Here is a 23,358-nt window from a genome sequence, read left to right on the forward strand (position 1 = left end):
CCCTGAATCACCCTTTTCGATGGTGGATGACCGTTTGACCCGTGCCGATGGCAGCAACCGCTCCGCGGTTCGCGCTGACAGCCCTCTCTTCGGCGAGCTCCTGCTCAAGCTCGGCATCGTCACGCCCAATCAAATAGAAGAGGCGCTCGCCCTCCAGTCCCTCAACGGTCAGCGTCTCGGCGAGGCCCTCATCTCCCTGGGCTACGTCACCCGCGAGCAGATTCAAGACGCGCTGGGCGAGGCGCTCGGCCTCCACAACGTCCCCCAGGGCTTCACCCCCGCCCAGCCCCCCCTCGGCGAGCTGCTCGTCGGCCTCAAGTACCTCACCGTCGCCCAGCTCGACGAGGCGCTCGCCCTCCAGCGCCGCACCGGCCGCAAGCTGGGCGAAATCGTCGTCGAGAACGGGTACTGCACCTACAAGCAGCTCTACGAGGGGCTCGGCCTCCAGAACCGCGTCACCGGCCGCCAGGAGCCTCCCGCCCGCAGCACCCAGGCCCCGGAGGGCGGCCACCACCGCGTCATGGTCGTCGACGACAGCCCCCTGGCCACGGCCTTCGTCCAGGATGGGCTCGTGTCGCTCGGCTACGAGGTCATCTGCTTCCAGGACCCGTACGAGGCCCTGGAGCAGGTGGGCAAGGTGCAGCCCGCCATCGTCCTGAGCGACCTGGACATGCCCGGCATCGACGGCATGGAGCTGTGCCGCCGCCTCAAGGAAGGCCCCAGCCGGGCCATGCCCGTCATCATCCTCACCGCCAACGACAACGACACCGAGCGCGTGAAGGGCCTGCGCGCGGGCGCGGATGACTACGTCAACAAGTCCGCCTCCATGGACGAGCTCGCCGCGCGGATTGAAAGCGTCATGCGCCGCACCGGCGAGACGGAGCGGATGCGCAAGCTCTTCGCCCGCTACACCTCCGACGCCGTCGTCGAGGAGATCCTCAAGAGCCCCGACTCGGTGGTGCTCACCGGCGAGAAGCGCGAGGTCACCATCCTCTTCGCCGACATCCGCAACTTCACCGGGCTCGCGGACAGTCTGCCGCCCGAGCAGACCGTGGGTGTCTTGAATCAGGTGCTGGGCGGACTGTCCGACGCGGTGCTCACCTGCGGCGGCACGTTGGACAAGTTCCTCGGGGACGGGCTCATGGCCGTCTTCGGCGCGCCCGTGTTCCGCGAGGACGACGCGCTGCGCGCCCTCCAGTCCGCGAAGATGATGATGGCCTTCATGGTCGAGCTGCGCCAGCGCGCCGAGGCCGAGTGGGCCACCACCCGACAGGGCCGTCCCCTCACGCTGGAGCTGGGCATCGGCATCAACTCGGGCATGGCCGTGGCCGGCAACATCGGCGGCGCCATGCGCACCGAGTACACCTGCATCGGCGACTCGGTGAACGTGGCCGCGCGGCTGTGCGCCCTGGCCGGGCCGGGGGAAATCCTCGTTGGCGAGCGCACCGTGGAATTGCTGGCCGGCCACGAGTCGAACTTCGACGAGCTGCCCCCCGTGCGCCTCAAGGGCAAGCCTCACCCCGTGCCCCTCTTCCGCGCCCTCTGGTAGGCGCGAGGGCCGGTGGGTTGACACGCAGTGTGTCCTTCCTTCACCCTGATCCGGACCCACTATCCGGTCGGAAGGGACTGCCATCATGACGAAGGTCGAGAAGAAGTTCCCCCGCAGCAATGTCATCGAGCGTCAGAACGAGAAGGCCCGCGAGGTCCTCGAGCTGGACGAGGGCACCCTCGAGAGCGTGCGCGGCGGCAGCGCCAAGTACGGCCTCCCGCCCCCGGTGCTGGAGCTGGACCCCGTCATCGTCCGGGAGCCGTAGTTTCTCTTCACCGTTCGCGCCCCCCGCCCATGCCACCTCCGGTCGTCCAGCCCCGCACGGCCTATGCCGTGTGGGAGCTCACCCTGAAGTGCAACCTCGCCTGTGGACACTGCGGCTCCCGGGCGGGGGACAAGCGCAACGATGAGCTCTCCCCCGAGGAGGCGCTCGACCTGGTCCGCCAGCTGGCCGACGTGGGCATCCAGGAAGTCACCATCGAAGGGGGAGAAGCCTTCCTGCGTCCGGACTGGCTGGAGATCGCCCGGGCCATCACGGACGCCGGCATGCGCTGCACGATGACGACGGGCGGTTATGGCCTGTCGCGCGAGACGGCGCGCAAGATGAAGGACGCGGGCATCGCCCATGTCTCCGTGTCGGTGGACGGCCTGGAGGCCACGCACGACCGCATCCGAGGCAAGCCCCGCTCCTTCTTCTTCTGCTTCCAGACGCTGGGCCACTTCCGCGAGGTGGGCCTGCCCTTCAGCGCCAACACGCAGCTCAACCGCCTGTCCGCCCCCGAGCTGCCCGCGCTCTACGAGCGTCTGAGGGACGCCGGCATCCGCGCGTGGCAGGTGCAACTCACCACGCCCATGGGCAACGGCGCGGACAACGCGTGGATGTTGCTGCAGCCGGCGGAGCTGCCGGACTTCTACCGGATGCTCGCGCGCATCGCGCGGCGGTCCCTCGAGGAGTCGCGCGTGGCGTTGGTGCCCGCCAACGACATTGGTTACTACGGCCCGTACGACGACCTGCTCTTCGCGAGCGCGGGCAAGGTGTGGGCGGGCTGCAAGGCCGGCCTGTCCGTGCTGGGCATTCACGCGGATGGCGGCATCAAGGGCTGCCCCACGCTGCCGTCCGAGTACGTGGGCGGCAACATCCGCAAGCAGCCCCTGGCCGATATCCTCGAGTCGCGTGAGCTGACCTTCAACGTGGATGCCGGTACCGAGAAGGGGACGGCCCACATGTGGGGGTACTGCGGAAGCTGCAAGTACGCCGCCGCGTGCCGGGGCGGGTGCAGCCAGCAGGCGCACGTGCTCTTCGACAAGCGCGGCAACAATCCGTTCTGTCACTACCGCACGCTGGAGCTGGCCGGGCGCGGCCTGCGCGAGCGCGTCGTTCCGGGCAAGCCGGGAACGGGCCGGCCCTTCGACCACGGTGTCTTCGATCTGCTGGTGGAGCCGGTGGACGCGCCCTGGCCCGAGGACGATACCACCCACCGCTTCACCTACGAGCGCGTGCAGTGGCCCGCGGGTTGGGAGGCCTTCCCCGTGCCCCTGGGGGCGTAGCGGCTCGGACGCCTGCCCGGGTGCTTCGCTCGCGCGCGCCCTGTGGTAAGCCCCCACCGTGACGACGCCGCGCCGCCGCATCCATCCGATGGTCATCTTCCTGCCGATCGCCTTCGTGGCCCTCGGCCTCTCCGTGTGGCTCGGCCTGCGCGGCAAGCATGATCCGGGCGCCGCCCAGGTCCACGCCGACTTCGCCCGCATCATCGCCGCGCTCGAGTCCTACCGCGCCGACCACGGCTCCATCCCCGACGAGGGGGACCTGTCCTTTCTCGTGCCCAAGTACCTTCCCGCCGAGCCCTCGGACCCCTGGGGCCACCCCTATGCCTACGCCAGTGATGGGCAGCGGCCCTTCCTCCAGTCCTATGGGCAGGATGGGTTGCGCGGCGGCAATGGTCCCAACCAGGACCACACCAATCATGACGGCCATGCCGCCGTGGGGACCCGGTAGGTACCCGAAGGCCGTAGACCCTCACCCCAGCCCTCTCCCAGCGGGAGAGGGGGTTTACGCGGATTCAGCCCTTGTTCCCCGGCACCATCACTCCGCTTCTCTCCCGGCGGGAGAGGGGAGGGGCGTCCTGGTGGGGACTCTCGTGGCCGGGGGCCTCCTGGCCTTTCGTGCAATGTCCATCCTCCCGTCGAGGGTTTTCCTCGAAGAGGGCATTCCCCTCCTCGCGCCCTCGGTGGGAGGCTGTCATGGCCGTCGTGTGCGCAATCAACCTGACCGAAGCCTCGAGCCGCTCCGCCCGGGCCGCCGCCGCCATCGCCGCCCGTCTCGGTGAGCCCCTCTGGTTGCTCGGCTTCCCCAACACCGAGCACTCCTCACGTCCAGGCTCCCGCGCTCGCGATGAGGCCCGCACCCGGCTCTCCGCCGAGGTCTCCCGCCTGCGCACCCCCGCGCTCTCCGTCGACGCCTGGCTGCTGGAGGGCCCTCCCAGCACCGTGCTCGTGCAGGACGAGCGCGTCCGCCACGCCCGGCTCCTCATCGTCTCCGCCGAGGGCTGGGGCCACCTCCCCGCCTGGCACCGCACCCCCGTCTACGAGCGGGTGGCCCAGCAGGCCCACGTCCCCGTGCTCGTGGTGCGCCGCCGGGGCGACGCCCTCATCGATTGGGCCCTCGGCCGGCGCCGTCTCCAGGTGCTCGTCGGCGTGGATGACTCGCGCGCCTCGGCCGCCGCCATCGCCTGGCTGCACGAGCTGCGCCGCGTGGGCGCCTGTGACGTCCTCGCCGCCTCCGTGTGCTCGCCCGTGGAGGAGCGCGAGCGTCTGGGCATCCACACTCCCGTGCACCTCGAGGTGTTGGACCCCGTGGTGCGCCGCATCGAGGTGTTGGATCCGCAGGTGGAGCGCGTGTTGTTGCGCGAGCTGCGCGAACGCGTGGGCGAATTGCCCGGAGAGGGCCGTCTGGAGTTGCTCCTGGAGCCCGGCTTCGGCCGCCCCGCGGATCACCTGCTGCACGTGGCGCACGCGCATGCCGTGGACCTCGTCCTCGTGGGCAACCACCAGCGCGGCGGCCTCGCCCGGCTGTGGCACGGCTCCGTGTCCGCCGGCGTGCTCCGCCATGCCGAGCAGTCCGTGGCGTGCGTGCCCTCCACCCAGCCCACGGCCCGCAAGAGCGTCCCGCCTCGCAGCGTCCTGGTTCCCGTCGACTTCTCCGAGGCCAGCTCCCGCGCCATCTCCCAGGCCCGCTCGCTCGTGCGCCCCGGCGGCCGCGTCCACCTGCTCCACGTGCACCGCCGCCGCACCGCCGACCGCTCCTGGGTGATGGACCAGTACGGCGTGGTGCCCGAGCCCCCTCGCGAGCAGTCCTCCGTCCTCGCGCGCCTTGAGGCCCTCGTGCCCCACGAGGACGGCGCCTCCGAGGTGCAGTGGACCCTGGAGGGCGTCACCGGCGACGACGTGGCCCGCGCCATCTGCCAGGCCACCGAGCGCGAGGGCGTGGACCTGGTGTGCCTGGGTACGTCTGACGCGCCGGGTCATTCCCACTACCTGGATGAAGCCGTGGCCCGCACCCTCGTGGAGCGCTGCCGCCGCCCCGTCGTGGTCCTCCACGCCTGACCCTCCCCGACAGGTTTTCCTCCGTCCCCCGTTGTTTTTGCAACTCCATGGAAATACTGGGGGATTTCCGCTTCCGGGGCCGGTTTCCAGGCCCCGGAGCCGTTGCGGGGTTCGACGGGAAACCTGATTTGCGTTAGGCTTTCCCAAAAAGCAGTCAACGACGGGGGAGGTCTGCCTTTGACACCGCGAGGGTACCGCGAAGAGGAGCTCGTAGCGAACCGCGCTTCGGTGCTCCTGAGCGGCGGCACGGAAGATGAGCGGCGCACGTGGGCGGCGACGGCGGCGAGGAACTTTTCCAAGGAGGGGCCCCTGGTGGAGGTCCGCCAGACCGAGCAGGTCGGCGAGGCCCTCAAACAGCCCCGGGGGGTCGTTTTCATCCCCGATGTGGCCCGGCTGAGCATCCCCGCCCAGGGCCTCATCGTCCGCTGCCTCCAGACCCAGGAGGAGCGTCCCAAAATCGTCGTCGGCCTCTCCGGCGGCGTCGAGCAGGCCCGCACCAAGGGCACCCTGCGCGAGGACCTCCTCTACCGGCTCCACCTCGCCCAGGTGGACCTCACCACCGAGGGCATGCGCGAGCTCATCGCCCAGCGCCGCGCCCAGCTCGCCGCCGACGAGGCCGCCCGCAAGGCCGAGGCCGAGCGCCTCGCCGCGGAGAAGGCCGCTCAGCTCAAGGCCTCGGGCATCTCCATGAAGAGCTCGCGCATGCGCAGCAAGGTCGCTCCGCGCGCCACGTCACCCAAGGTGACTCGCAGGTAGCACGGCGGGCCCGCACGGGTGGAACCCGGGGCCCGGGCACCCTCACCCTGTCCCTCTCCCGAGGGGAGAGGGGAGGTGTCTCCGTGTGGCTTGAGGGGCTCTGGCACTCGGGGCCCCGGCACTCGGGGCTCCGTGGGGCGGCCTCCGGGGCCGGCTCAGTGTTTGTGCTTCTGGCCCCGCTTCGCCTTGAAGCCTTGTTCCGGCGCCGTGACCCGTTTGGGCGCCGTGGCCGAGGCCATCGTCTTGCGGCCCTCCGTCCGCGCCGTCTTGCGCGTCGTCCGCCGCTTCGCCGGGTTGGGCAACCGCTCCTCGACGTCCGCCGAGACGATCAGCGGCTTGGGCGCCGGCTGCGCCTTCTTGAGGCGCTCCTTCGCCGCCCGCGCCTCCTCCAGCACCCGCTCCGCCGTGGCCTGGACCTCGGGGGAGGGCTGCTTCTTCTCCGGACGGGTCCTCTCCGGTGGAGGCCGGTACAGCGCCGGCTCCCGCTGTTGGTGCGCCATCACCGAGTTCCCACGCCCCGGCCGCCGCGGCGCCTCCCGCTCCTCCCGCGGCAGCCACTCCCGCAGCCGGTCCAGGCTCCTCAAGGCCGCGGCCGTCCCCTCCACCACGAACCACACTCCCCTGGTGCCCAGCCGCAACGCCTCGTCCTTCACTCGTTCCACCAGGCGGGTCCCCATCGTCGCCATGTGTGTCCCTTCCCTGTCCGATGTCTTTCCGGCCAAGGTATGCATGTGGGGACAGCATGGAAGCACTGCGTCATCGTTCCGGCCGGCCGTGGGGCCGTCAGCCCCTCCAGCGCCCGTTCGTCCGCCCGGTCCCTCTCCCAGGAGCACTGAATGACCCAGAACCCCTCCCGGCTGCTTCTCACCCAGGGCGACATCACCCGGGTGGACGCGGAGGCCATCGTCAACGCGGCCAATACCTCGCTGCTCGGGGGTGGAGGCGTGGATGGCGCCATCCACCGCGCCGCCGGGCCCGGCCTGCTCGACGAGTGCCGTACCCTCCGCGGCTGCCCCACCGGCGAGGCCCGCATCACCGGGGGTTACAACCTCCCCGCCCGCCACGTCATCCACACCGTGGGTCCCGTCTGGCAGGGCGGCCACGAGGGCGAGCGCGAGACACTCGCGCGCTGCTACCGCTCCGTCTTCGAGCTCGTCGAGCGCCAGGGCCTGCGCTCCGTGGCCTTCCCCTCCATCTCCACCGGTGCCTACCGCTTCCCCATCTCCGAGGCCGCTCCCATCGCCCTGCGCGAGATGCACGCCGCCCTCGCGCGTCTGCCCCAGCTCGAGCGGGTGACGGTGGTCCTCTTCAGCCCCGAGGACCTCGACGTGTACCGCCAGGCGCTCGCCGCGCTGGGAGCAACCTCCTCCTGATGACGGGGGCTACTCGCCGCTCTTCACCAGCCGGGCGGTGTCGAGCACCAGCCGCGCCACGTCGTCGTCGTGCTCGCTGTTGTAGTAGCCGCGAATCTCCCCGGTCCGGTCCACCAGCACGAAGTGCGAGCCGTGGAAGATGCTGGCGATGTCGCTCTCGTCCGCGCCCTCCTCGCGGCCCATGGCGATCTTGAAGCCGCCGACGATGGTGTCCTTGAGCTGCTGGTAGTCGCCGGTGAGGAAGCTCCAGCGCTTGGGGTCCGCGCCGTGCTTCCGGGCATAGTCGGTGAGGCGCTCGGGGGTGTCGTACTTCGGGTCCACCGAGAAGGAGACGAGCGCGAGCTCCCTGCCCAGCTCCGCCGTCTGCTTCTGCACGCCCGCCATCTTCCGGGTGAAGACGGGGCAGATGGTGGGGCAGCGGGTGAAGATGAAGTTGGCCACCCAGGGCTGGCCCTCGAGCTGCTTCAGGCCGAAGGGCTCACCGTCCTGGCGCGTGAAGGTGAAGGCCGGGAGCCTGCCGAGCCTCGGCAAGGGCTCCTCCCGGGGGCGCACCAGCCCCGCCACGAGCAGCACCAGACACAGGGAGACACCCAGCCCCACCCACAGGAATGCATGGGAGGAGCGCGGCGGATTCGGAGTCGGGACGTCGGTGGACATGGGGGCTGGCCCCGACTGCTAGCGGATGCGTCCCGGCCGCACAAGGCCGCGGGTTTTCGGGCCGCCTCCTTCCCCTCCGGGCGGCTTCAGGCTCCCCCAGGTGTCCGCTACTCCCACCTCGGAACGGCCTGCGCCGGACAGTCCACCGGTCATCCGCGAGCGGCCACCCTCGCGCTCTGCTAAGCCTGTCCGAGGGCAGGGGGTCCATGGCCAATCACGAGCCGTCCATAACTCCAACCGGGGGGCTGGAGCGAGGGGTACCAGTGGGAGTGGATCCGCTGCTGGATGGCGTCACCGACGGCATCCTCGTGGTGGATGGGGCCTGGCACCTGGTGTGGATCAACGCCGTGTTCGAGCGGCTGCTGGGCCGCTCACGCGAGCAATTGCTGGGACAGGAGTTGTGGACGGCGCTGCCCGAGGTGGCCGAGAGCCCCTTCGCGCCGGCGTGGCGGCGCGCCATGGACGCGCGCACGCTGGTGTCGCTGGAGGACTTCTTCGGGCCCGGCGGGGTGTGGCTGGAGTCGCGGGCGTTTCCCTCGGGCGAGGGGCTCGTCGTCTTCAGCCGGGACGTGACGGAGCGGCGCCTGGCGGAGAACGAGCGGGTGCGGCTGTTGTCCGCGGAGCAGACGGCGCGCACGGCGGTGGAGGGTGAGCGCACGCGCTTCCAGGAGATGTTGATGCTGGCGCCCGCCGCCGTCAGCATCACCCGCGGCCCCGAGCACCGCTTCGTCTTCTCCAACCTGCTGCACCGACGCTTCCACGGCGGCCGGGACATGGTGGGCCAGCCGGTGCGCGAGGTGCTGCCGGAGCTGGCCGGCCAGGGCGTCTTCGAGGTGATGGAGCGGGTGTACACCACGGGCAGCTCGTACGTGGGCCGGGCCCGGCCGGTGAAGGTGCCGCGCACGCCGGGGGCGCCGACGGAGGAGATGTTCTTCGACATCGCCTACCACCCGCAGCGCGACGCCGCCGGACGGGTGGAGGGCGTGGCCATCTTCGCCTACGACGTGACGGACCTGGTGCGCTCGCGCCGCACCGCCGAGGCGTTGGCGAGGGACCTGGGCCACAGCGAGGAGCGCTTCCGCTCGCTGGTGACGGCGACGTCGGACATCATCTGGGCCACGCCGCCCTCGGGCGAGTTCGTGGAGGAGCAGCCGGGCTGGAGCGCCTTCACCGGGCAGCCGCGCGAGGAGTACCAGGGGTGGGGATGGTTGGACGCGGTGCACCCGGAGGACCGGGAGCGCTCCGTGCGCTCCTGGGAGGAAGCGCTCTCCACGCACACGTCCTTCCAGGTGGAGCACCGGCTGCGGCACCACGACGGCTCGTACCGCCACATGCTGGCGCGCGCGGTGCCGGTGCTGGAGAAGGACGGCTCGGTGCGCGAGTGGGTGGGTGCGCACCGGGACATCACCCAGCAGCGCCAGGGCGAGGCCGAGCGGGAGCGCCTGCTCGCGCGGGAGCAGCGCCACTCGGTGCAACTGCAGGGGCTGGCCAGCGCCGCGCTCGTCATCAGCGAGGCGGAGTCCGTCGAGCACGTGCTCAAGGCCATCACCGAGCAGGCGCGCGAGGTGATTGGCGCGCACCAGGCCGTCACCAGCCTGCTGCTGGAGGGCAACTGGTCGCAGGCCATCCACTCGGTGTCGATGTCGGACAGGTACGGGGCGTGGCGCGAGTGGAAGCAGTCGCGGGAGGGGACGGGCATCTACAGCTGGGTGTGCCGGTTGAACCTGCCCATGAGGCTGACGCAGCCGGAGCTGGAGGCGCACCCGGCGTGGCGGGGTTTCGGGCGGCACACGGGCAAGCATCCGCCGATGCGCGGGTGGCTGGCGGCTCCGCTGGTGGGCCGGGATGGGCGCAACCTGGGCCTCATCCAGCTGTCGGACCGGTACGAGGGAGACTTCAGCTCGGAGGACGAGGCGATTCTCGTGCAGCTGGCGCGCATGGCGTCGGTGGCGATCGAAAACACGCGGCTGATGGCGGAGACGCAGGCGGCCAACCGGGCCAAGGACGAGTTCCTCGCGGTGATGAGCCACGAGCTGCGCACGCCGCTGACGGCGGTGCTGGGCTGGACGCAGATGCTGCGCAACCGGCAGGGCGACGCGAAGGCGGTGGAGAAGGGGCTGGCCGTCATCGAGCGCAACGCGCGCACGCTGGCGCAGTTGATTGAAGACGTGCTGGACGTGTCGCGCATCATCACCGGGAAGCTGACGCTGCACCGCAGGGGCGTGGAGCTGGTGGGGGTGGTGCAGGCGGCGGTGGAGGTGGTGAAGCCCCACGCGGAGCAGAAGGGCGTGTCGCTGTCGCTCGAGGTGGACGTGGGCGGCAATGGCGCGGCGATGCTGGTGGGGGACCCGGGACGGTTGCAGCAGGTGTGCTGGAACCTGCTGGTGAACGCGGTGAAGTTCACCCCGGCGGGAGGGCGGGTGTACGTGCGGGTGGAGCGCGACGAGCGCGAGCTGCGGGTGCGGGTGACGGACACGGGGAAGGGGATTCGCGCGGACTTCCTGCCGCACCTCTTCGAGCGCTTCTGGCAGGCGGACGGCTCGGCGACGCGCGAGCACGGGGGATTGGGGCTGGGGCTGGCGATCGTGCACCACCTGGTGGGACTGCACGGGGGCCAGGTGCGGGCGGAGAGCGAGGGGGAGGGGAAGGGGTCCACGTTCACGGTGGCGCTGCCGGTGCCGGCGGTGCTGCCCGAGGCGAAGACGGACGCACTGCCGGGAGCGGAGACGCAGGCGCCGGAGGTGAGGCTGGATGGGGTGTCGGTGTTGCTGGTGGAGGACGCGCCGGACGCGCGGGAGTTGATTGCGTTGATGTTGCGCGAGCGGGGCGCGGTGGTGGGGACGGCGAGCAACGCGGCGGAGGCGATGGAGCGGCTGAGGGAGTCGATGCCGGAGGTACTGGTGTCCGACATTGGCCTGCCGGGGGAGGACGGGCACGCGCTCTTGAGGAAGGTGAGGGCGTGGGCCGAGGCGAGGGACCAGTGGGTGCCGGCGATCGCGCTGACGGCGTATGCGGGCGCGGAGGACGCGCGGAAGGCGTACCGGGCGGGCTTCCAGGTGCACCTGGCCAAGCCGCTGGAGCCGGCGGCGCTGGTGGAAGCGGTGGCGAGGCTCGCGGGACGCGGGGACGCGGGCGCGCGGGTGGGGTGAGGCGCGCGCCGGAGTGCCGATTTGGCTCTGGCTCGCTGTGTTAGACTGAGCCGTCCACTCCTGGAGACGCGAATGCGCCGTGGGTACATTCCCCTCTTGCTATGGGTACTCGTTGGCGGCACGGCCTGTCCGCATGCCTTTGGCAAGGGAGGCACGATCGACCGGGCCGTGCTCAAGGACATGATGGAATCCACTGAGCCGCTGAAGCTGACCGACTGCGGGCAAGCCACCCTCCAAGCCATCTGCCTTCCTGAAAAGCTCGTGGAGTGTGAGCGGCGATGCTGGGAAGCGCTCGCGGCGCAAGAGGACGACGAATGATGAAGTGGCGCGCCGCGGCTGCGCTCGTGGGGACGCTGCTGCTGCCAGTGCCGCTCGTGGCCGTCTTTGCCAGCCACTGGCGCGCGTCTGTGCCCCAGCCCGTCCCCCATTTGGCGAAGGCCGTGGTGCCCATGCTCTCCTTGGACCAGCGCCGTGAGCGTCCCACCTGGCGCAAGTCCTGCCACCGCAGCACCGACTGTGACCCACCACTCGCCTGCCTCTTCGACACGAACGTCGCGGGCCTCTACTGCACGGACAGCGAGTGCACGACGGACTCCCAATGCCGGGAAGGTTTCGTCTGCCGGACCGTGGAGACCTTGGGTGGAGAGTTGCTGAAGCGGTGCGCGTTGGAGGGAAACCGGCGCGAGGGAGAGGGCTGCTCGCCGCAGTCGAAGAAGTACGCCAGCGCCTGCGCTCCGGGCTTGCTCTGCAACGAGTGGTGTGGCCGCTCCTGCCAGCCGGACGAGCCGGAGAGCTGCCCCGAGGGGTTCTTCTGCCCTCGCGAGGGCGGACCCGAGGGTCCTTCCTGTCTTCCCACCTGTGAGGCCCGGGGCTGCCCTCCCGATCAGGCGTGCATCCGCTTCGATCAGGGCGTCTCGGTCTGCTCCGTGGTCCACGGGACGAACTGCCAGCAGTCCCCCTGCCCCGAGACCCAGCGCTGCGAGGTGATCGCCCGGCCAGCAAAACCCGGCGCGGTCCGGATGCGGTGCGTGGCGCGCCCGTAGCCCGGAAACCCGCTCTCCGAGTGCGTCTCCGCTCCTGTTTCCAGGCCCTTGCTCACTCCGGGTGTGGGCCTGCGGGTTTTTTTCCTACCCCCCCAGCAACCTTTTTTCGCTTCGCGCGAGAATAGGTCATCGCTGTCCTTCTTCCCCCGATTTCTTCCTTCGTTCGGAGTCCCTCGTGTCCGTCCACACCGTTCGTCGCGGCGACACCCTGTCGGCGCTCGCCAGGCAGTACAACACCACCGTCGACAAGCTGGCCAAGGCCAACAACATCAAGGACGTGAACACCATCTCGGTGGGCCAGAAGCTCAAGCTGCCCGACAGCTTCGAGCGTCCGTCCACCAACCGCCCCTCCCAGGGCGGCGGTGACACGTTCAACCAGGCTCCCACCGCCTCCGGCGGCCGCGCCGGCCCCGCCCGCGATGACGACGGCCGTCAGTTCCCCACCTCGGCCGATGGCACCCCCATCTTCAAGCAGGGCGATGCCCAGTGGGGCGGCCGCTCCCTCGGCACCGGCTCCTCCATCTCCGCCGCCGGCTGCGCCATGACGTCCACCGCCATGGCCCTCAGCAAGATCTCCGGCAAGGTCATCAACCCCGGCGAGCTCGACGCCTACCTCGACAAGAACGGCGGCTACTCCGGCAACGGCCTCATCTGGGGCCAGGCCGCCAAGATGGCCGGCATGGGCGCCAGCAAGCCCGGCTGGAGCATGGAGAACATCAACAAGCAGATCGACGCCGGCCGCCCCGTCGTCATCGGCGTGGACTACAAGGCCGGCTCCAACGGCGGCGCCAACGGCACCGACCACTGGGTCGCCGTCACCCGCCGCGAGGGCAACACCTACTTCGCCAACGACCCCGCCACCGGCAAGGAGATCTCCCTCAAGCTCCAGGGCGGCAAGCTCGTCGGCGGCCCCAGCAACTACAAGAGCACCGGTGAGCTGGTGACCTTCTCGGGCGGCAACCCCAAGCCGGGCACCGCTCCGGCCGGCGGTGGCAACACCCCCGCGCCCGCCAGCCCCACCAAGCCCTCGGGCGGCAACGCCTCCATCAAGGGCCTGGACCTGCCCACGGGTGACCTCGAGAAGGGCGCCAAGGGCGCCGCCGTCAAGCAGCTCCAGACGGCCCTGGTGAAGCTCGGCCACATGACCCAGGCCGAGATGAACACCGGCCCGGGCACCTTCGGCCCCAAGACCGAGGCGGCCCTCAAGGAGTTCCAGGCGGCCCACGGCGTGCCCAACACCGGCTACTACGGCCCCCTGACGCGCGCCGCCTTCAAGAAGCTCGGCGCCGACGTGGGTGGCACCGGCGGCACCGGTGGCTCCTCCGGCCCCGGCCCCGTCACGGGCCCGGGCAACGAGCCCGGCTCCAAGGGCGGCGTGAGCCTCGCGCAGCTGCGGAAGATCATGCCCAACCTGTCGCAGGCCAAGGCCGAGCAGTACCTGCCCCACCTCAACAAGGCCATGGCCGAGGCCGGCATCAACACCCCCAAGCGGCAGGCCGCCTTCCTCGCGCAGCTCGCCCACGAGAGCGGTGAGTTCCGCTACATGGAGGAGATCGCCTCCGGTGCCGCCTACGAGGGCCGCAAGGACCTGGGCAACACGCAGCCCGGCGACGGCGTGCGCTTCAAGGGCCGTGGCCCCATCCAGATCACCGGCCGCGCCAACTACCGCGCCGCGGGCAAGGCCCTGGGCATCGACCTGGAGAACAACCCCAAGCGCGCCTCGGACCCGGATGTGGGCTTCCGCACCGCCGCCTGGTACTGGAACAGCCGCAACCTGAACCAGTACGCGGACTCCGGCAACTTCAAGGAGCTCACCCGCCGCATCAACGGCGGCTACAACGGGCTCGCCGATCGCCAGAAGTACTACCAGCGCGCGCTCGACGTGCTCACCTGAGATACGGCTTCACATGATTCGGCACGGCTCCCCTTCCCCCCGGAAGGGAGCCCGATGACCGCGGCCAACCCCCCTCGGCCGCGGTCATTGTTTTTTCCGGGGGATGCCGTCAGGCCTCCGGTGGCTCCTCGCACCTCGAGGGCGTACGGGTAGCCGAGCCGCAGGAGGGTCTCCAGCGCGGCCAGCCCCACCCGGCGTCCGCTGCTCCCGGCCAGCGCACACAGCCACTCCTCCTCCAGGGCGTCCGACATCAGGTCCGCCCGCTCGCGGGGGGACGCGACGGGCCCGGCTTCACGCGCGGAGGTGGCGGGAGGGGCATTCCGGAGGCGTTGCCTGGACAGCGCCGAGCCTGCTGCGAATCCGGACCGGGTGGCAAGCCACTGGCTCCCGGTTCCTCCGCACGCAGGCCGGGCGGGCAGCCGGTGGGCAAGGCACCGCCCGGGGGCCGTGCGCACCGTGCGAGGCATCAGGACCCTTCACGGCACTCTTCACGAGGACCCCCATGGCGATGGAGCGAGCGCAGCGTTTCGTGGATGCACTGGCGAAGCTGGAGGAGAACGGAGACGTGGAGCCCCTGTTGGAGCTCTTCGGGGACGACGCGCAGGTGAGCAACGTGGCCTCGCGGCGCACCTTTCATGGCAAGGACGGCGCCCGCGGCTTCTGGCGCGAGTACAAGGGCATGCTGCGTCAGGTGAAGTCCACCTTCCGCAACATGATCGAAGCCGGAGACCGCGTGGCGCTCGAGTGGGAGTCCAGCGGCACCGCGCACAACGGGGCGGCGGTGGACTACGAGGGCGTCTCCATCATCGAGTGGGATGGCGAGCGCATCTCGCGTTTCTACGCCTACTTCGATCCGCGCTTGCTGGGCATGGAGCTGTCGCGGGGCACCGCGGCGCGCTCGGAGGCCCCGGCCACCGCCCCGGCTTGAGAAGCCCGATAGGACCGAGTCCCACGCTCTCTTTTTCTCACGTCGGAGGAAGCGTGGGACATGGGCCCGGATGAAATATCTCGGCATGTAACGCGCCGCGTCCTGGCGCATACTGGGACTGTTACTTTCCTGACCAAGGGGAAGAGATGTCCCGCACCGTCGTTGCCTTGTTGGTCCTGCTCGTCGCCGCCTCCCCCTCGAGTGCCTACGCCGTTGGGAAGAAGAAGGCCGCTTCGACGCAGACGTCCCAGAAGTCCTCCGAGTCCAAGCCCGCCGAGACACGGCCGGCCGACGCTCCGGTGCAGCAGACCGAGGATCCGGACATGGACTTCGATCTGCTCGAGCCCTCCCCGGCCGCCGAGGCCCCCCGCCTGGTGGACCCCGAGCTGGAGAAGGCCATCGCCACCCGCCGCACCATGCTCACCGTGCACCAGGGGCTGGGGCTCGCCACGCTGACGACGCTGGCCGCCACCGTCGTGGTGGGGCAGCTGCACTTCGACGACCGCTACCGCGGCGGGGGCGACACGGGCCGCTATGCCGGCTGGCACAAGGGCCTGGTGATCGCCAGCAGCACCCTGTTCGTTGGCACGGGCGTGCTCGGCCTGTTCGCGCCCACGCCCTTCAAGAAGGAGCTGCGGCTGGACACCATCACCCTGCACAAGTTCTTCGTCTCCCTGGCCACCGCCGGCATGCTCACGCAGGTGGTGCTCGGCCTGGTGACGGCCAGCCGCGAGGGCCAGCTGTCCCAGGTGAACCTGGCCACGGCGCACCAGGTGGTTGGGTATGCGACGCTGGGCGCCGTTGGCGCGGGCGCCCTGATGATCGTCTTCTGAATACACTCCCAAGCGAACGCGTCGAGACACCCGGAGGCTCATCATGAAACGCTCGTCCCTGGCCGTGCTGGCCACGCTGTTGCTGTCCACGCCCGTGCTCGCGCAGGAGGCTGCTCCCGCTGGCCCGCGCATGTACTCGGTGAAGACCGCGGACAGCTCGCTCACCTATCGTCTCAACCACAAGCTGCACCTGGTGGAGGGCAAGGCGCGCCCCACCGAGGGCAAGGCCCTGCTGAAGCCGGACGGCACCCTGCAGGTGGCCGTGCGCGCGAACGTGGGCGACTTCGACTCGGGCAACTCCAACCGTGACGCCCACATGAAGGAGGCCACCGAGGAGCCCAAGTACCCCACCATCGAGTTCAAGGGCATCGCCAGTGGCGTGAAGGTGCCCACCACCTTCCCCTCGGAGCAGACGGTGGCGCTCAAGGGCCAGCTCACCTTCCACGGCGTGAAGCAGCCGGTGGAGGTGCCCATGAAGGTGGTGTTCACCTCGGCCAAGGACGTGACGGCCACGGGCACCTTCCAGATCAGCCTGGATGCCTTCAAGGTGGAGCGTCCGTCGCTGATGATGGTGAAGGTGGACGACGCGCTCGTCCTGGAGACGAAGTTCCAGCTTCAGGAGGGGAAGTGAGCACCAATCGCCGGGGCTTCCTGAAGGGACTGGCGGGAGCGGGCGTCGGCGCGGCCGCCACGGGCATGGCGGGTTGCGCGCCGGACATCTCTCCCGCCCCCTTCGTGAACGCGGAGAAGGACGCCAGCAGGCGCGTGGTGTTGACCGTGAGCCGCTACCCGGACCTGTCGCGTCCGGGCGGCGCCATCACGCTGCGCGTGGAAGGTGAGCAGCAGGTGCTCGTCGCTCACCCGCAGGGCACCCAGTACGTGGTGCTGACCAGCCTCTGCACGCACTCGGGGTGCCCGCTGGGCTTCGAGAAGAACGAGGCCATCTGCCCGTGCCACCTGTCGCGCTTCGCGCTGGATGGTTCGGTGACGCATCCGCCCGCCCGCTCGCCGCTGCGGCAGTTCTCCTCGAGCTTCGACTCGGAGACGGGCGAGCTGACCATCGACTTCGGGGCCGGTGAGGAGGGCTTCCCCTCCGTCGTGGATGGGAAGATCTTCTTCCCCTTCGCGCAGTTCCCCCAGCTCCAGACGCCGGGCGGCAAGGTGGAGGGGACGCCGGGCGGTTACGGGACGCTCATCTTCGTCTTCGCGCTCGAGGACGGGACGTACGCGGCGGTGGACTCCATCTGTACCCACCAGCAGTGCCCCGTGCAGTACCGGGAGGCGGAGGCGGACCTGTTCTGCTTCTGCCACAACTCGCGCTTCACCAAGACGGGTGAGGTGCGGGAAGGCCCCGCGGTCGTGACGGGCGATCTCAAGAAGTTCTCGGTGACGAGCGACGCCACCGGCGTCACCGTGGCCATCGTGTAGCCAAGCTCCCCTCGCCCTCCGGGAGAGGGACGGGGTGAGGGTACCTGGAACAACCAGGTTGCCCCTCGCCCCGGCCCACCGTGGGGAGCACGGGGACGGATACCCTCACCCTTTCCCTCTCCCGGGGGGAGAGGGGTGGATCCAACCCTAGTAGAGTCGGCTCCAGAACGAGCGCCGCGCCGAGATGTGATCCAACGCGTCCTGCAGCTCCTCGTCGTAGTCGGCCCGGGTGGCGATGTCCGCCATCGCGATGATGCCCACCAGCCGGTCGTCCCTCTCCACCACCGGCACGCGGCGCACCTGGCGGCGGCCCATCAACGCGATGATGCCGTGGATGTCCTCGTCCGGCGTCACCACCTCCACGTCATCCGTCATGATGTCCCGGGCGAGCATGCCGTCCGGCGGCCGTCCCTCGGCCAGCGTGCGGATGACCAGGTCCCGGTCCGTGATGAGGCCGCGCAGCCGGCCCTGCTTGTCCACCACCGGCACCACGCCGCAGTCCTCGTCCTTCATGATGCGCGCCACCTCGCGCAGGGTGCTGTCCAGCTGCGCGCTCTTCACGGTGCGCGTCATGATTTCCCGCGCGTTCAAGGGCTCGCGCTTCCACCGGCCCTGGCGCCGCGTCTCGCCGCGGGGAGCCCCCGTCTGGCTCATGCCCATCAGGTCCGAGTACACCTCGCCCGTGCCCGCGCGCTGCTCCGCTCCCGGCCGGTCCTCGCGCCATCGCTCCTCGCGCCAGCGCGACTCCCGGTCGCGCGGATCTCGAGGGCCAACCCCGGCCCGCGTCATGCGCTCGTCCTCTTCGTACGGGGCCTTCGCGCCCGGCTCCTGGCCCGTGCCCGAGCGGTCCCACGGGCGGTACTCGCGCGGCGGATGGTCGTCCTCCAGCGAGTGGTAGCGCTCCTGCTCGCCCAGCAGCGGCCCCGGGCCCATGCCCGCGGCATCGTCGGCGTTGCGATCATCCCGCCCGTAGGGGCCGTGGGGCATGCTGGCGCTGAGGCCCGTGGGGCGCTCGACGGGACGGCCCCGGCCCCGGTGGAAGAGGCCGCGGCGCTGCGGAACCCGCTCGTAGCGCGTGTCGTCCCCGGGAGGCGGTGCGCCCTCCTCGGTGCGCGGCTGGGCCATGCGCAACTGGGCGGCGCGGTGGAAGCGGCCCTCCCTCACCTCGGGGGGCTCGTCACGCTCGGTGCTCCAGCCGGTGACGTCGGACTCGGAGCGCTCGCGGGAGCCCGGCGGAGACTCCGCGGCGCGGCGCTCGCGCTCGGCGTGCGTACCGTTGGGCGGCGAGCCGCGGACCGGGGTGTCCCTTCCATCATCGGTGTGCCTCTGGGCCATGGGGATGCGACCTCCTGAGCTGTGTGTGCCGCCGGAGGCTCGGCACGCACCCGGTTTCCTCCAAGGCCCCCGGAGGACACGGCGCGCCCGGCTGTCGGCCCACGGGCATGCCCACCCCCACCGAGTGCCCGGCTCCGGACACCCGCCCTGTCCTCGGGGACGGGCTTCCCTCAGGAGGTGGCGAGCGCCTCGCCCAGGCGCACCAGGCCGCCGAAGTCCTCCAGCTCGCCGCCGGCCTCGGGAGCGGCCACCGCCACGGCGCCCGCGGGCAGCTTCTCCGCGAGCCGCGCGAGCACGCCCCGGTGGGCCTCGGCGCGGGCCCGCTCCAGGTCCGCCAGGCGGATGAGCGCCTCCACCCCATCGCGCGCGGCACCCGCGTCCTCCACGTGCCGCAGCAGCGCCTCGGGGGACGTCAGCCCATCCTCGCGCGCCCAGCTCCGGTTGAGCACGAAGCCCGCGAAGGGCAGCCCCTTCTCGTGCAGCATGTCCCGGAAGAAGGCCGCCTCCGTCAGCGAGGCCCCCTCCGGCGACGTCACCAGCAGGAAGGCCGCGTCCGGCGACGTCAGCCGCGAGCGCAGCCGATCCGCCCTCAGCCGGATGGCCGAGAACAGCCCGCTGAAGGCCCCCATGAAGGTGCGCATCTCCTGCGTGAAGCTCTCGCCGAAGACGCTCCCCAGCACGTTGCCCAGCAGCTGCGACGTCTTGCGCCACAGCCTCCCGCCCCGGCCCTTCTCCTCCGGCAGGAAGAGCGAGACGATTCTGTCGTCCAGGAAGCGCGCCAGCCGGCCCGGTGCCTCCAGGAAGTCCAGCGCGTGGCGGCTCGGTGGCGTGTCCAGGACGATGAGCTCGTAGCGGCCCTCGTCCAGGAAGTTGTCCAGCGCCTCGGCCGCGGCGTACTCCTGCATGCCCGCCACCAGGTCCGACAGGAAGCGGTAGAGGCGGTTCTCCAGGATGGTGCGCGCCGCCTCGGGCGAGGGCGACAGCCGCCGCACGAAGCGCTCGAAGACGACGCGCGGGTCCAACATCCACACGTCCAGCCGGCCCTGTCCGGGCTCCTGGCCCGCGAAGAGGCGCTCGGGGGAGATGGGGGTGGGCTCCGCGCCGGCCTCGGACAGGCCCATGGCCTCGGCGAGCCGTTTGGCCGGGTCGATGGTCAGCACCAGCACCTTGCGGCCCGCGCGCGCCGCCGCCACGCCGAGCGCCGCCGCCGTCGTCGTCTTCCCCACGCCGCCCGCGCCACACAACACGAGGACACGTTTCTCCCGCAGCAGGGACTGGAGGCTCATGAGGGGGCTCCGGCGCGCTCGCTCCGGGGCGGAGACGCGGGGTGGACGGTGGGACGGGCGAGGTGCCTGGCGAGCCGCTCCACCAGCTCCGGGCCGCTGCCGGGCAGCTCGGGCAGGGTGAGCAGGGGGGCCGGAAGGTTGCCCGCCAGCCGGGCCTCGGCCTCGCGGGCCCTATCCAACCGCCCCAGCGCGCGCTGTCCCAGGTGGGGCCCGTGCTCACCCAACAAGCGCTCCACCGCGGCGCGCCCGTCCGGTGAGAAGGGATTGTCCGGCATGCGGTTGAGCACGCCCGCGGCGATGGGGATGCGGTGGCGCTGGATGGCGGTGGCCAGCTCCAGCGTCTCACTCACGGGCAGGGGCTCGGGCAGGGTGACGAGCAGGGCCCCGGTGAGCCGCGGGTCCCTCAACAACGTGAGCCCCTCGCGCACCGAGCGGCCAATGGGCCCGCCGGGCATGACGGACAGCAGCGTGTCCGGCAGCGCGGCGATGGCCAGCGCGTGGCCGGTGGCCGGCAGGTCCAGGAGGCACAACGGGTACAGGGGGCTGCCATCCGGGCGCGTGCGGCGCACCAGGTGGAGCATCTGGAAGAGGACGCCCATCTCCCGGAGGGCGGGAGCGGCCTCGAGGAAGCGGCGCAGGGCACGGGTGCGCATGGCGGCCTCGGCCATGACACGCAGCGGCAACACGTCCTGCAGGAAGAGGCGCTGGCCCTCCACGGGGGACAGGCGGACGAAGGACAGGCCCGGAGACACCTCGCGCACCTCGGGCCCGGAGACGCGCGGGGCGCCCACCAACGCGCCGAGGGCGGAGGGGCTGTCCTGCTCGTCGGAGCCCACCTCCACCTCGGCCAGCAGCACGCGCCGGCCCGCGGCCACCGCCGCGCGCGCCAGGGCCGCCGTGAGTGTCGTCTTGCCCACTCCCCCCTTGCCCGAGACGAGCAGCGCCCTCCGATCCCACAGTGCGTCGAGCAAGGCCGTCGCCCCTCCCAAGGTGGCTTCCACCAGTGGCTTCCACGTGTCGTGCAGGAAGCCAGTCATAACGACCGTTTCCCGGTACGACAAGGGATGCCACCGGGTGGGAGTCACCGGGCGGGCAGGCCCGGGCGTCCGCGGCCCGTCACTGCATGGGCCAGCGGGCGGCGATCTCCTCGCACGCGCGCTGCACGTCGCACAGCCGGCGCACCCGCGCCTTGGGCGGCAGGAACTCCTTGCCGGAGAACACGTCCACCAGGCGCACCAGCCTCGGCTCGATGGGGCCCAGCGTCGTCAGGTGCTGGTCGGCGAAGGCCTGCAGGAGCGTGGCGATGTACTGCCCGGAGCGCTCGTCCAGCGGGTGGTGCTTGGAGAAATACAGCTTCATCACCCCGACCTTGTTGTGGCCGTTGCGGTCCACCGTCTGCAGCACCACCTGGGGCCCGACGCGGATGGTGACACCGGCCATCTGCAGCGCGGGCGGCTCCTCGCCCACCGCGGTGGCCACCACGCCCTGCAAACCCAGACGCGGGTGCAGCTTGCGGTAGTGCTCGAGCGCCTCGATGCACAGGCGGGCGCGCTGCGTGTCGAAGTCGTCCGAGAAGACGCTGGTGGCCAGGCGGTGCTGATGGTGGCGGAGGATGGCCTCGTCCTGGCCGCGGCACAGGAAGTCGGTGATGGCGTATGCGGCCTCGGGGTAGCGCAGGTACTGCGGCTCCGGCGGGTGCTTCTGGGACTCGATGAGCCGCTTGCGGAGCGCGGGCGTCGCCGTGAGGTAGCGGCCCAGCTTGTTCACCGACACGTGAGGTGACTCCGGAAGTCCGTTCATGAAGTGCCTCCCTGAGAAGTCGAGATGTGAAGACATTAACGGATGGGTCTGACATGTCCTGGGAGCGGGAGTCCGAGGGAAAAGGGCCGTCTCTTGCCCTCGGGGAGGGGCGTGGACATGGGAGGGGAGGGACGTGAGCCGGGCCCCAGTTTCGGGGGAGAGATGAATGGACCATCCATGCCAGCGCCCACTGCGCCGCCCGTGCTGCTGGAGGCCGGGGCGGCGGTGGGAGAGACGGCCCGGCAGCTGACGAGGCTGGGGCGGGGGGACCATGTCTGCCTCGTGTACGAGCGGCCCGAGGAGCACGTGGCGGCGCTGGTGCCGTACATCCGGCAGGGGCTCGAGCGGGGCGAGCGCTGCGTGTACGTGGTGGACGAGCACGGGGTGGGGGAAGTGGCCGCGACGCTGCGGGCGCACGGGGTGGAGACGGAGCGGGCGCGGGCGCGGGGGGCGCTCGTCTTCCTCTCGCAGCGCGAGGCCTTCCTGCGCGGGGGGCGTTTCGAGCCGGACGAGATGATCGCCTATTTCCGCCGGGTGGAGCAGGAGTCGCTGGCGGCGGGCTTCACGGGGGTGTGCGCGACGGGGGAGATGAGCTGGGCGCTGGGGCCGGAGCCCTCGCGCGAGGAGCTGCTGCGCTACGAGACACTGCTCAACTGCTACCTGCCGGGCAGCCGGGCGATGGCCAACTGCCAGTATCACCGGAGCCGCTTCTCGCCCGAGGTCATCCGGGACGTGCTGCGCGCGCACCCGCGGGTCATCCTCGGGGACGAGGTGCACGAGAACCTCTTCTACGAGACGCCGGAGATGTTGCTGGGGGAGGAGTCGGCGGCGAGGCGGGTGGAGTGGATGGTGCGGCAGCTGAAGCGGGTGCGGGAGGCCGAGCGCAAGCTGGTGATGATGGGGATGAGGCTGTCCGAGCAGGCGGAGGAGAACGGGCGGCTGTACCAGGAGGCGCGCGAGGCGGTGAGGGCGCGGGACGAGTTCCTCTCGGTGGCGTCGCACGAGCTGAAGACGCCGCTGACGCCGCTGCGGCTGAAGCTGCAGGGGTTGAAGCGGGAGGCGGAGGGGAACGAAGGGGAGCTGGTGCCGCGCGAGCGGGTGGTGCGAGCGGCGCAGGGAGCGGAGCAGCAGTTGCGCAAGCTGGCGGTGCTGGTGGACGCGCTGCTGGACGTGTCGAGGCTGACGCAGGGGAAGCTGGCGTTGACGTGGGAGGAGTTGGATGTGACGGAGGTGGTGTGGGAGGTGGTGGAGCGGTTCGAGCAGCAGGCGGAGAAGGCGGGGAGCGAGGTGGAGGTGGTGGCGGAGCGGGAGGTGGTGGGGAGGTGGGACCGGTTGAGGCTGGAGCAGGTGGTGACGAACCTGCTGTCGAACGCGCTGAAGTACGGGGCGGGCCGGCCGGTGCACGTGACGGTGGCGGAGGAGCGGGGGCGGGCGGTGCTGGTGGTGCGCGACGAGGGGATTGGGATTGGACCCGAGCACCAGCAGCGCATCTTCGGCAAGTTCGAGCGGGCGGTCTCGGGGCGGCACTACGGAGGGTTGGGGCTGGGGCTCTACATCACGAGGCAGATCGTCCAGGCGTTGGGGGGGAGCATCGAGGTGGAGAGCGAGCCGGGCCGGGGCGCCACGTTCCGCGTGGTGTTACCGCGCACCACTCCCTCTCCCCTCGGGAGAGGGCCGGGGTGAGGGTACCCGTCACCGGGGTTGGCTCCGTGAGGCACGGCGCG

The 23,358-nt window shown here is 70.8% G+C and carries 22 protein-coding genes; 16 read left to right on the top strand and 6 right to left on the bottom strand.

The genetic code is table 11. The features are described from left to right. Nucleotides 1-19: 19 nt before the first annotated feature. The 6 genes from Q664_RS11835 (at nucleotide 20) to Q664_RS11860 (ending at nucleotide 5,908) form a co-directional block, all read left to right on the top strand. Entirely contained in the window at nucleotides 20-1,549 is a 1,530-nt protein-coding gene (locus tag Q664_RS11835) for a cyclic di-GMP-binding domain-containing protein, MshE-related (RefSeq protein WP_052517976.1), read from the top strand. A gap of 85 nt (nucleotides 1,550-1,634) precedes the next feature. Continuing rightward, nucleotides 1,635-1,814, top strand: coding sequence for a hypothetical protein (locus Q664_RS11840; protein WP_043393702.1), 180 nt, complete (start codon nucleotides 1,635-1,637; stop codon nucleotides 1,812-1,814). Between the two features lie 29 nt (nucleotides 1,815-1,843). After that, on the top strand, nucleotides 1,844-3,097 hold the full coding sequence (locus tag Q664_RS11845; RefSeq protein ID WP_043393704.1) for a radical SAM/SPASM domain-containing protein: 1,254 nt from the start codon (nucleotides 1,844-1,846) through the stop codon (nucleotides 3,095-3,097). 58 nt (nucleotides 3,098-3,155) lie between these two features. Next, complete coding sequence (locus tag Q664_RS11850) at nucleotides 3,156-3,545, top strand: type II secretion system protein GspG (protein ID WP_043393706.1); 390 nt, start codon at nucleotides 3,156-3,158, stop codon at nucleotides 3,543-3,545. 245 nt (nucleotides 3,546-3,790) lie between these two features. Next, complete coding sequence (locus Q664_RS11855) at nucleotides 3,791-5,152, top strand: universal stress protein (RefSeq protein ID WP_043393708.1); 1,362 nt, start codon at nucleotides 3,791-3,793, stop codon at nucleotides 5,150-5,152. A 177-nt stretch (nucleotides 5,153-5,329) separates the two neighbouring features. Continuing rightward, nucleotides 5,330-5,908 carry a hypothetical protein gene (locus Q664_RS11860; protein WP_043393709.1) on the top strand — a complete coding sequence of 193 codons (579 nt, stop codon included), beginning with the start codon at nucleotides 5,330-5,332 and terminating at the stop codon, nucleotides 5,906-5,908. Between the two features lie 155 nt (nucleotides 5,909-6,063). Here Q664_RS11860 and Q664_RS11865 read toward each other — a convergent pair whose 3' ends face one another. Then, the gene (locus tag Q664_RS11865) at nucleotides 6,064-6,594 is read right to left on the bottom strand and encodes a hypothetical protein (protein ID WP_043393711.1); all 531 of its coding nucleotides are present in this window, start codon (nucleotides 6,592-6,594) and stop codon (nucleotides 6,064-6,066) included. A 150-nt stretch (nucleotides 6,595-6,744) separates the two neighbouring features. Between Q664_RS11865 and Q664_RS11870 the strand changes: the two genes are divergently transcribed. Next, the gene (locus tag Q664_RS11870; RefSeq protein ID WP_043393713.1) at nucleotides 6,745-7,281 is read left to right on the top strand and encodes an O-acetyl-ADP-ribose deacetylase; all 537 of its coding nucleotides are present in this window, start codon (nucleotides 6,745-6,747) and stop codon (nucleotides 7,279-7,281) included. Nucleotides 7,282-7,290: 9 nt separating this feature from the next. On the opposite strand, the gene Q664_RS11875 is transcribed toward Q664_RS11870, so the two are convergent. Further along, on the bottom strand, nucleotides 7,291-7,938 hold the full coding sequence (locus Q664_RS11875) for an SCO family protein (RefSeq protein WP_084609761.1): 648 nt from the start codon (nucleotides 7,936-7,938) through the stop codon (nucleotides 7,291-7,293). Nucleotides 7,939-8,207: 269 nt separating this feature from the next. On the opposite strand from Q664_RS11875, the gene Q664_RS11880 reads away from it, so the two are divergent. The 8 genes from Q664_RS11880 to Q664_RS11920 all read left to right on the top strand — a co-directional run bounded on the left by Q664_RS11880 (nucleotide 8,208) and on the right by Q664_RS11920 (nucleotide 17,213). Continuing rightward, the gene (locus Q664_RS11880) at nucleotides 8,208-11,087 is read left to right on the top strand and encodes a PAS domain-containing protein (protein WP_235216662.1); all 2,880 of its coding nucleotides are present in this window, start codon (nucleotides 8,208-8,210) and stop codon (nucleotides 11,085-11,087) included. A 72-nt stretch (nucleotides 11,088-11,159) separates the two neighbouring features. Continuing rightward, nucleotides 11,160-11,405, top strand: a complete 246-nt coding sequence (locus tag Q664_RS11885) for a hypothetical protein (RefSeq protein WP_043393719.1) — start codon at nucleotides 11,160-11,162, stop codon at nucleotides 11,403-11,405. Then, nucleotides 11,402-12,130: a hypothetical protein gene (locus tag Q664_RS11890; RefSeq protein ID WP_043393722.1), complete on the top strand. Its 729-nt coding sequence runs from the start codon at nucleotides 11,402-11,404 to the stop codon at nucleotides 12,128-12,130. The genes Q664_RS11885 and Q664_RS11890 overlap by 4 nt, the downstream gene beginning before the upstream one ends. A gap of 175 nt (nucleotides 12,131-12,305) precedes the next feature. After that, on the top strand, nucleotides 12,306-14,024 hold the full coding sequence (locus tag Q664_RS11895) for a LysM peptidoglycan-binding domain-containing protein (protein WP_052517977.1): 1,719 nt from the start codon (nucleotides 12,306-12,308) through the stop codon (nucleotides 14,022-14,024). A 502-nt stretch (nucleotides 14,025-14,526) separates the two neighbouring features. Then, nucleotides 14,527-14,952 carry a nuclear transport factor 2 family protein gene (locus tag Q664_RS11905; protein ID WP_043393726.1) on the top strand — a complete coding sequence of 142 codons (426 nt, stop codon included), beginning with the start codon at nucleotides 14,527-14,529 and terminating at the stop codon, nucleotides 14,950-14,952. Between the two features lie 146 nt (nucleotides 14,953-15,098). Further along, a complete protein-coding gene (locus Q664_RS11910) occupies nucleotides 15,099-15,785 on the top strand; it encodes a hypothetical protein (protein WP_043393729.1) in 687 nt (228 codons plus the stop codon). A gap of 43 nt (nucleotides 15,786-15,828) precedes the next feature. After that, nucleotides 15,829-16,416: a YceI family protein gene (locus Q664_RS11915; RefSeq protein WP_043393732.1), complete on the top strand. Its 588-nt coding sequence runs from the start codon at nucleotides 15,829-15,831 to the stop codon at nucleotides 16,414-16,416. Next, nucleotides 16,413-17,213 carry a QcrA and Rieske domain-containing protein gene (locus Q664_RS11920; RefSeq protein ID WP_043393735.1) on the top strand — a complete coding sequence of 267 codons (801 nt, stop codon included), beginning with the start codon at nucleotides 16,413-16,415 and terminating at the stop codon, nucleotides 17,211-17,213. Before Q664_RS11915 ends, Q664_RS11920 begins: the two co-directional genes overlap by 4 nt. Before the next feature lie 147 nt (nucleotides 17,214-17,360). On the opposite strand, the gene Q664_RS54725 is transcribed toward Q664_RS11920, so the two are convergent. The 4 genes from Q664_RS54725 to Q664_RS11940 form a co-directional block, all read right to left on the bottom strand. Beyond that, nucleotides 17,361-18,548 (bottom strand): CBS domain-containing protein, encoded by a 1,188-nt coding sequence (locus Q664_RS54725; protein WP_052517978.1) that lies wholly within the window; start codon nucleotides 18,546-18,548, stop codon nucleotides 17,361-17,363. Between the two features lie 170 nt (nucleotides 18,549-18,718). After that, entirely contained in the window at nucleotides 18,719-19,834 is a 1,116-nt protein-coding gene (locus tag Q664_RS11930) for an ArsA family ATPase (RefSeq protein ID WP_043393738.1), read from the bottom strand. Continuing rightward, nucleotides 19,831-20,805 carry an ArsA-related P-loop ATPase gene (locus Q664_RS11935; protein WP_084609773.1) on the bottom strand — a complete coding sequence of 325 codons (975 nt, stop codon included), beginning with the start codon at nucleotides 20,803-20,805 and terminating at the stop codon, nucleotides 19,831-19,833. Before Q664_RS11935 ends, Q664_RS11930 begins: the two co-directional genes overlap by 4 nt. A 145-nt stretch (nucleotides 20,806-20,950) precedes the next feature. Next, nucleotides 20,951-21,634: a hypothetical protein gene (locus Q664_RS11940; RefSeq protein ID WP_043393740.1), complete on the bottom strand. Its 684-nt coding sequence runs from the start codon at nucleotides 21,632-21,634 to the stop codon at nucleotides 20,951-20,953. Between the two features lie 177 nt (nucleotides 21,635-21,811). On the opposite strand from Q664_RS11940, the gene Q664_RS58980 reads away from it, so the two are divergent. Then, nucleotides 21,812-23,317, top strand: coding sequence for an MEDS domain-containing protein (locus tag Q664_RS58980; protein ID WP_235216663.1), 1,506 nt, complete (start codon nucleotides 21,812-21,814; stop codon nucleotides 23,315-23,317). The last annotated feature ends 41 nt before the right edge of the window (nucleotides 23,318-23,358 follow it).

Origin of the sequence: Archangium violaceum Cb vi76 (assembly GCF_000733295.1) — a bacterium.
GTDB lineage: Bacteria > Myxococcota > Myxococcia > Myxococcales > Myxococcaceae > Archangium > Archangium violaceum.

Excerpts from the sequence above, each read along its gene's own strand:
- Q664_RS11835 (WP_052517976.1), top strand. The coding sequence starts at position 20 with ATGGTGGATGACCGTTTGACCCGTGCCGATGGCAGCAACCGCTCCGCG.
- Q664_RS11840 (WP_043393702.1), top strand. The coding sequence starts at position 1,635 with ATGACGAAGGTCGAGAAGAAGTTCCCCCGCAGCAATGTCATCGAGCGT.
- Q664_RS11845 (WP_043393704.1), top strand. The coding sequence starts at position 1,844 with ATGCCACCTCCGGTCGTCCAGCCCCGCACGGCCTATGCCGTGTGGGAG.
- Q664_RS11855 (WP_043393708.1), top strand. The coding sequence starts at position 3,791 with ATGGCCGTCGTGTGCGCAATCAACCTGACCGAAGCCTCGAGCCGCTCC.
- Q664_RS11865 (WP_043393711.1), bottom strand. The coding sequence starts at position 6,594 with ATGGCGACGATGGGGACCCGCCTGGTGGAACGAGTGAAGGACGAGGCG.
- Q664_RS11870 (WP_043393713.1), top strand. The coding sequence starts at position 6,745 with ATGACCCAGAACCCCTCCCGGCTGCTTCTCACCCAGGGCGACATCACC.
- Q664_RS11875 (WP_084609761.1), bottom strand. The coding sequence starts at position 7,938 with ATGTCCACCGACGTCCCGACTCCGAATCCGCCGCGCTCCTCCCATGCA.
- Q664_RS11885 (WP_043393719.1), top strand. The coding sequence starts at position 11,160 with ATGCGCCGTGGGTACATTCCCCTCTTGCTATGGGTACTCGTTGGCGGC.
- Q664_RS11890 (WP_043393722.1), top strand. The coding sequence starts at position 11,402 with ATGATGAAGTGGCGCGCCGCGGCTGCGCTCGTGGGGACGCTGCTGCTG.
- Q664_RS11905 (WP_043393726.1), top strand. The coding sequence starts at position 14,527 with ATGGCGATGGAGCGAGCGCAGCGTTTCGTGGATGCACTGGCGAAGCTG.
- Q664_RS11910 (WP_043393729.1), top strand. The coding sequence starts at position 15,099 with ATGTCCCGCACCGTCGTTGCCTTGTTGGTCCTGCTCGTCGCCGCCTCC.
- Q664_RS11915 (WP_043393732.1), top strand. The coding sequence starts at position 15,829 with ATGAAACGCTCGTCCCTGGCCGTGCTGGCCACGCTGTTGCTGTCCACG.
- Q664_RS54725 (WP_052517978.1), bottom strand. The coding sequence starts at position 18,548 with ATGGCCCAGAGGCACACCGATGATGGAAGGGACACCCCGGTCCGCGGC.
- Q664_RS11930 (WP_043393738.1), bottom strand. The coding sequence starts at position 19,834 with ATGAGCCTCCAGTCCCTGCTGCGGGAGAAACGTGTCCTCGTGTTGTGT.
- Q664_RS11940 (WP_043393740.1), bottom strand. The coding sequence starts at position 21,634 with ATGAACGGACTTCCGGAGTCACCTCACGTGTCGGTGAACAAGCTGGGC.
- Q664_RS58980 (WP_235216663.1), top strand. The coding sequence starts at position 21,812 with ATGCCAGCGCCCACTGCGCCGCCCGTGCTGCTGGAGGCCGGGGCGGCG.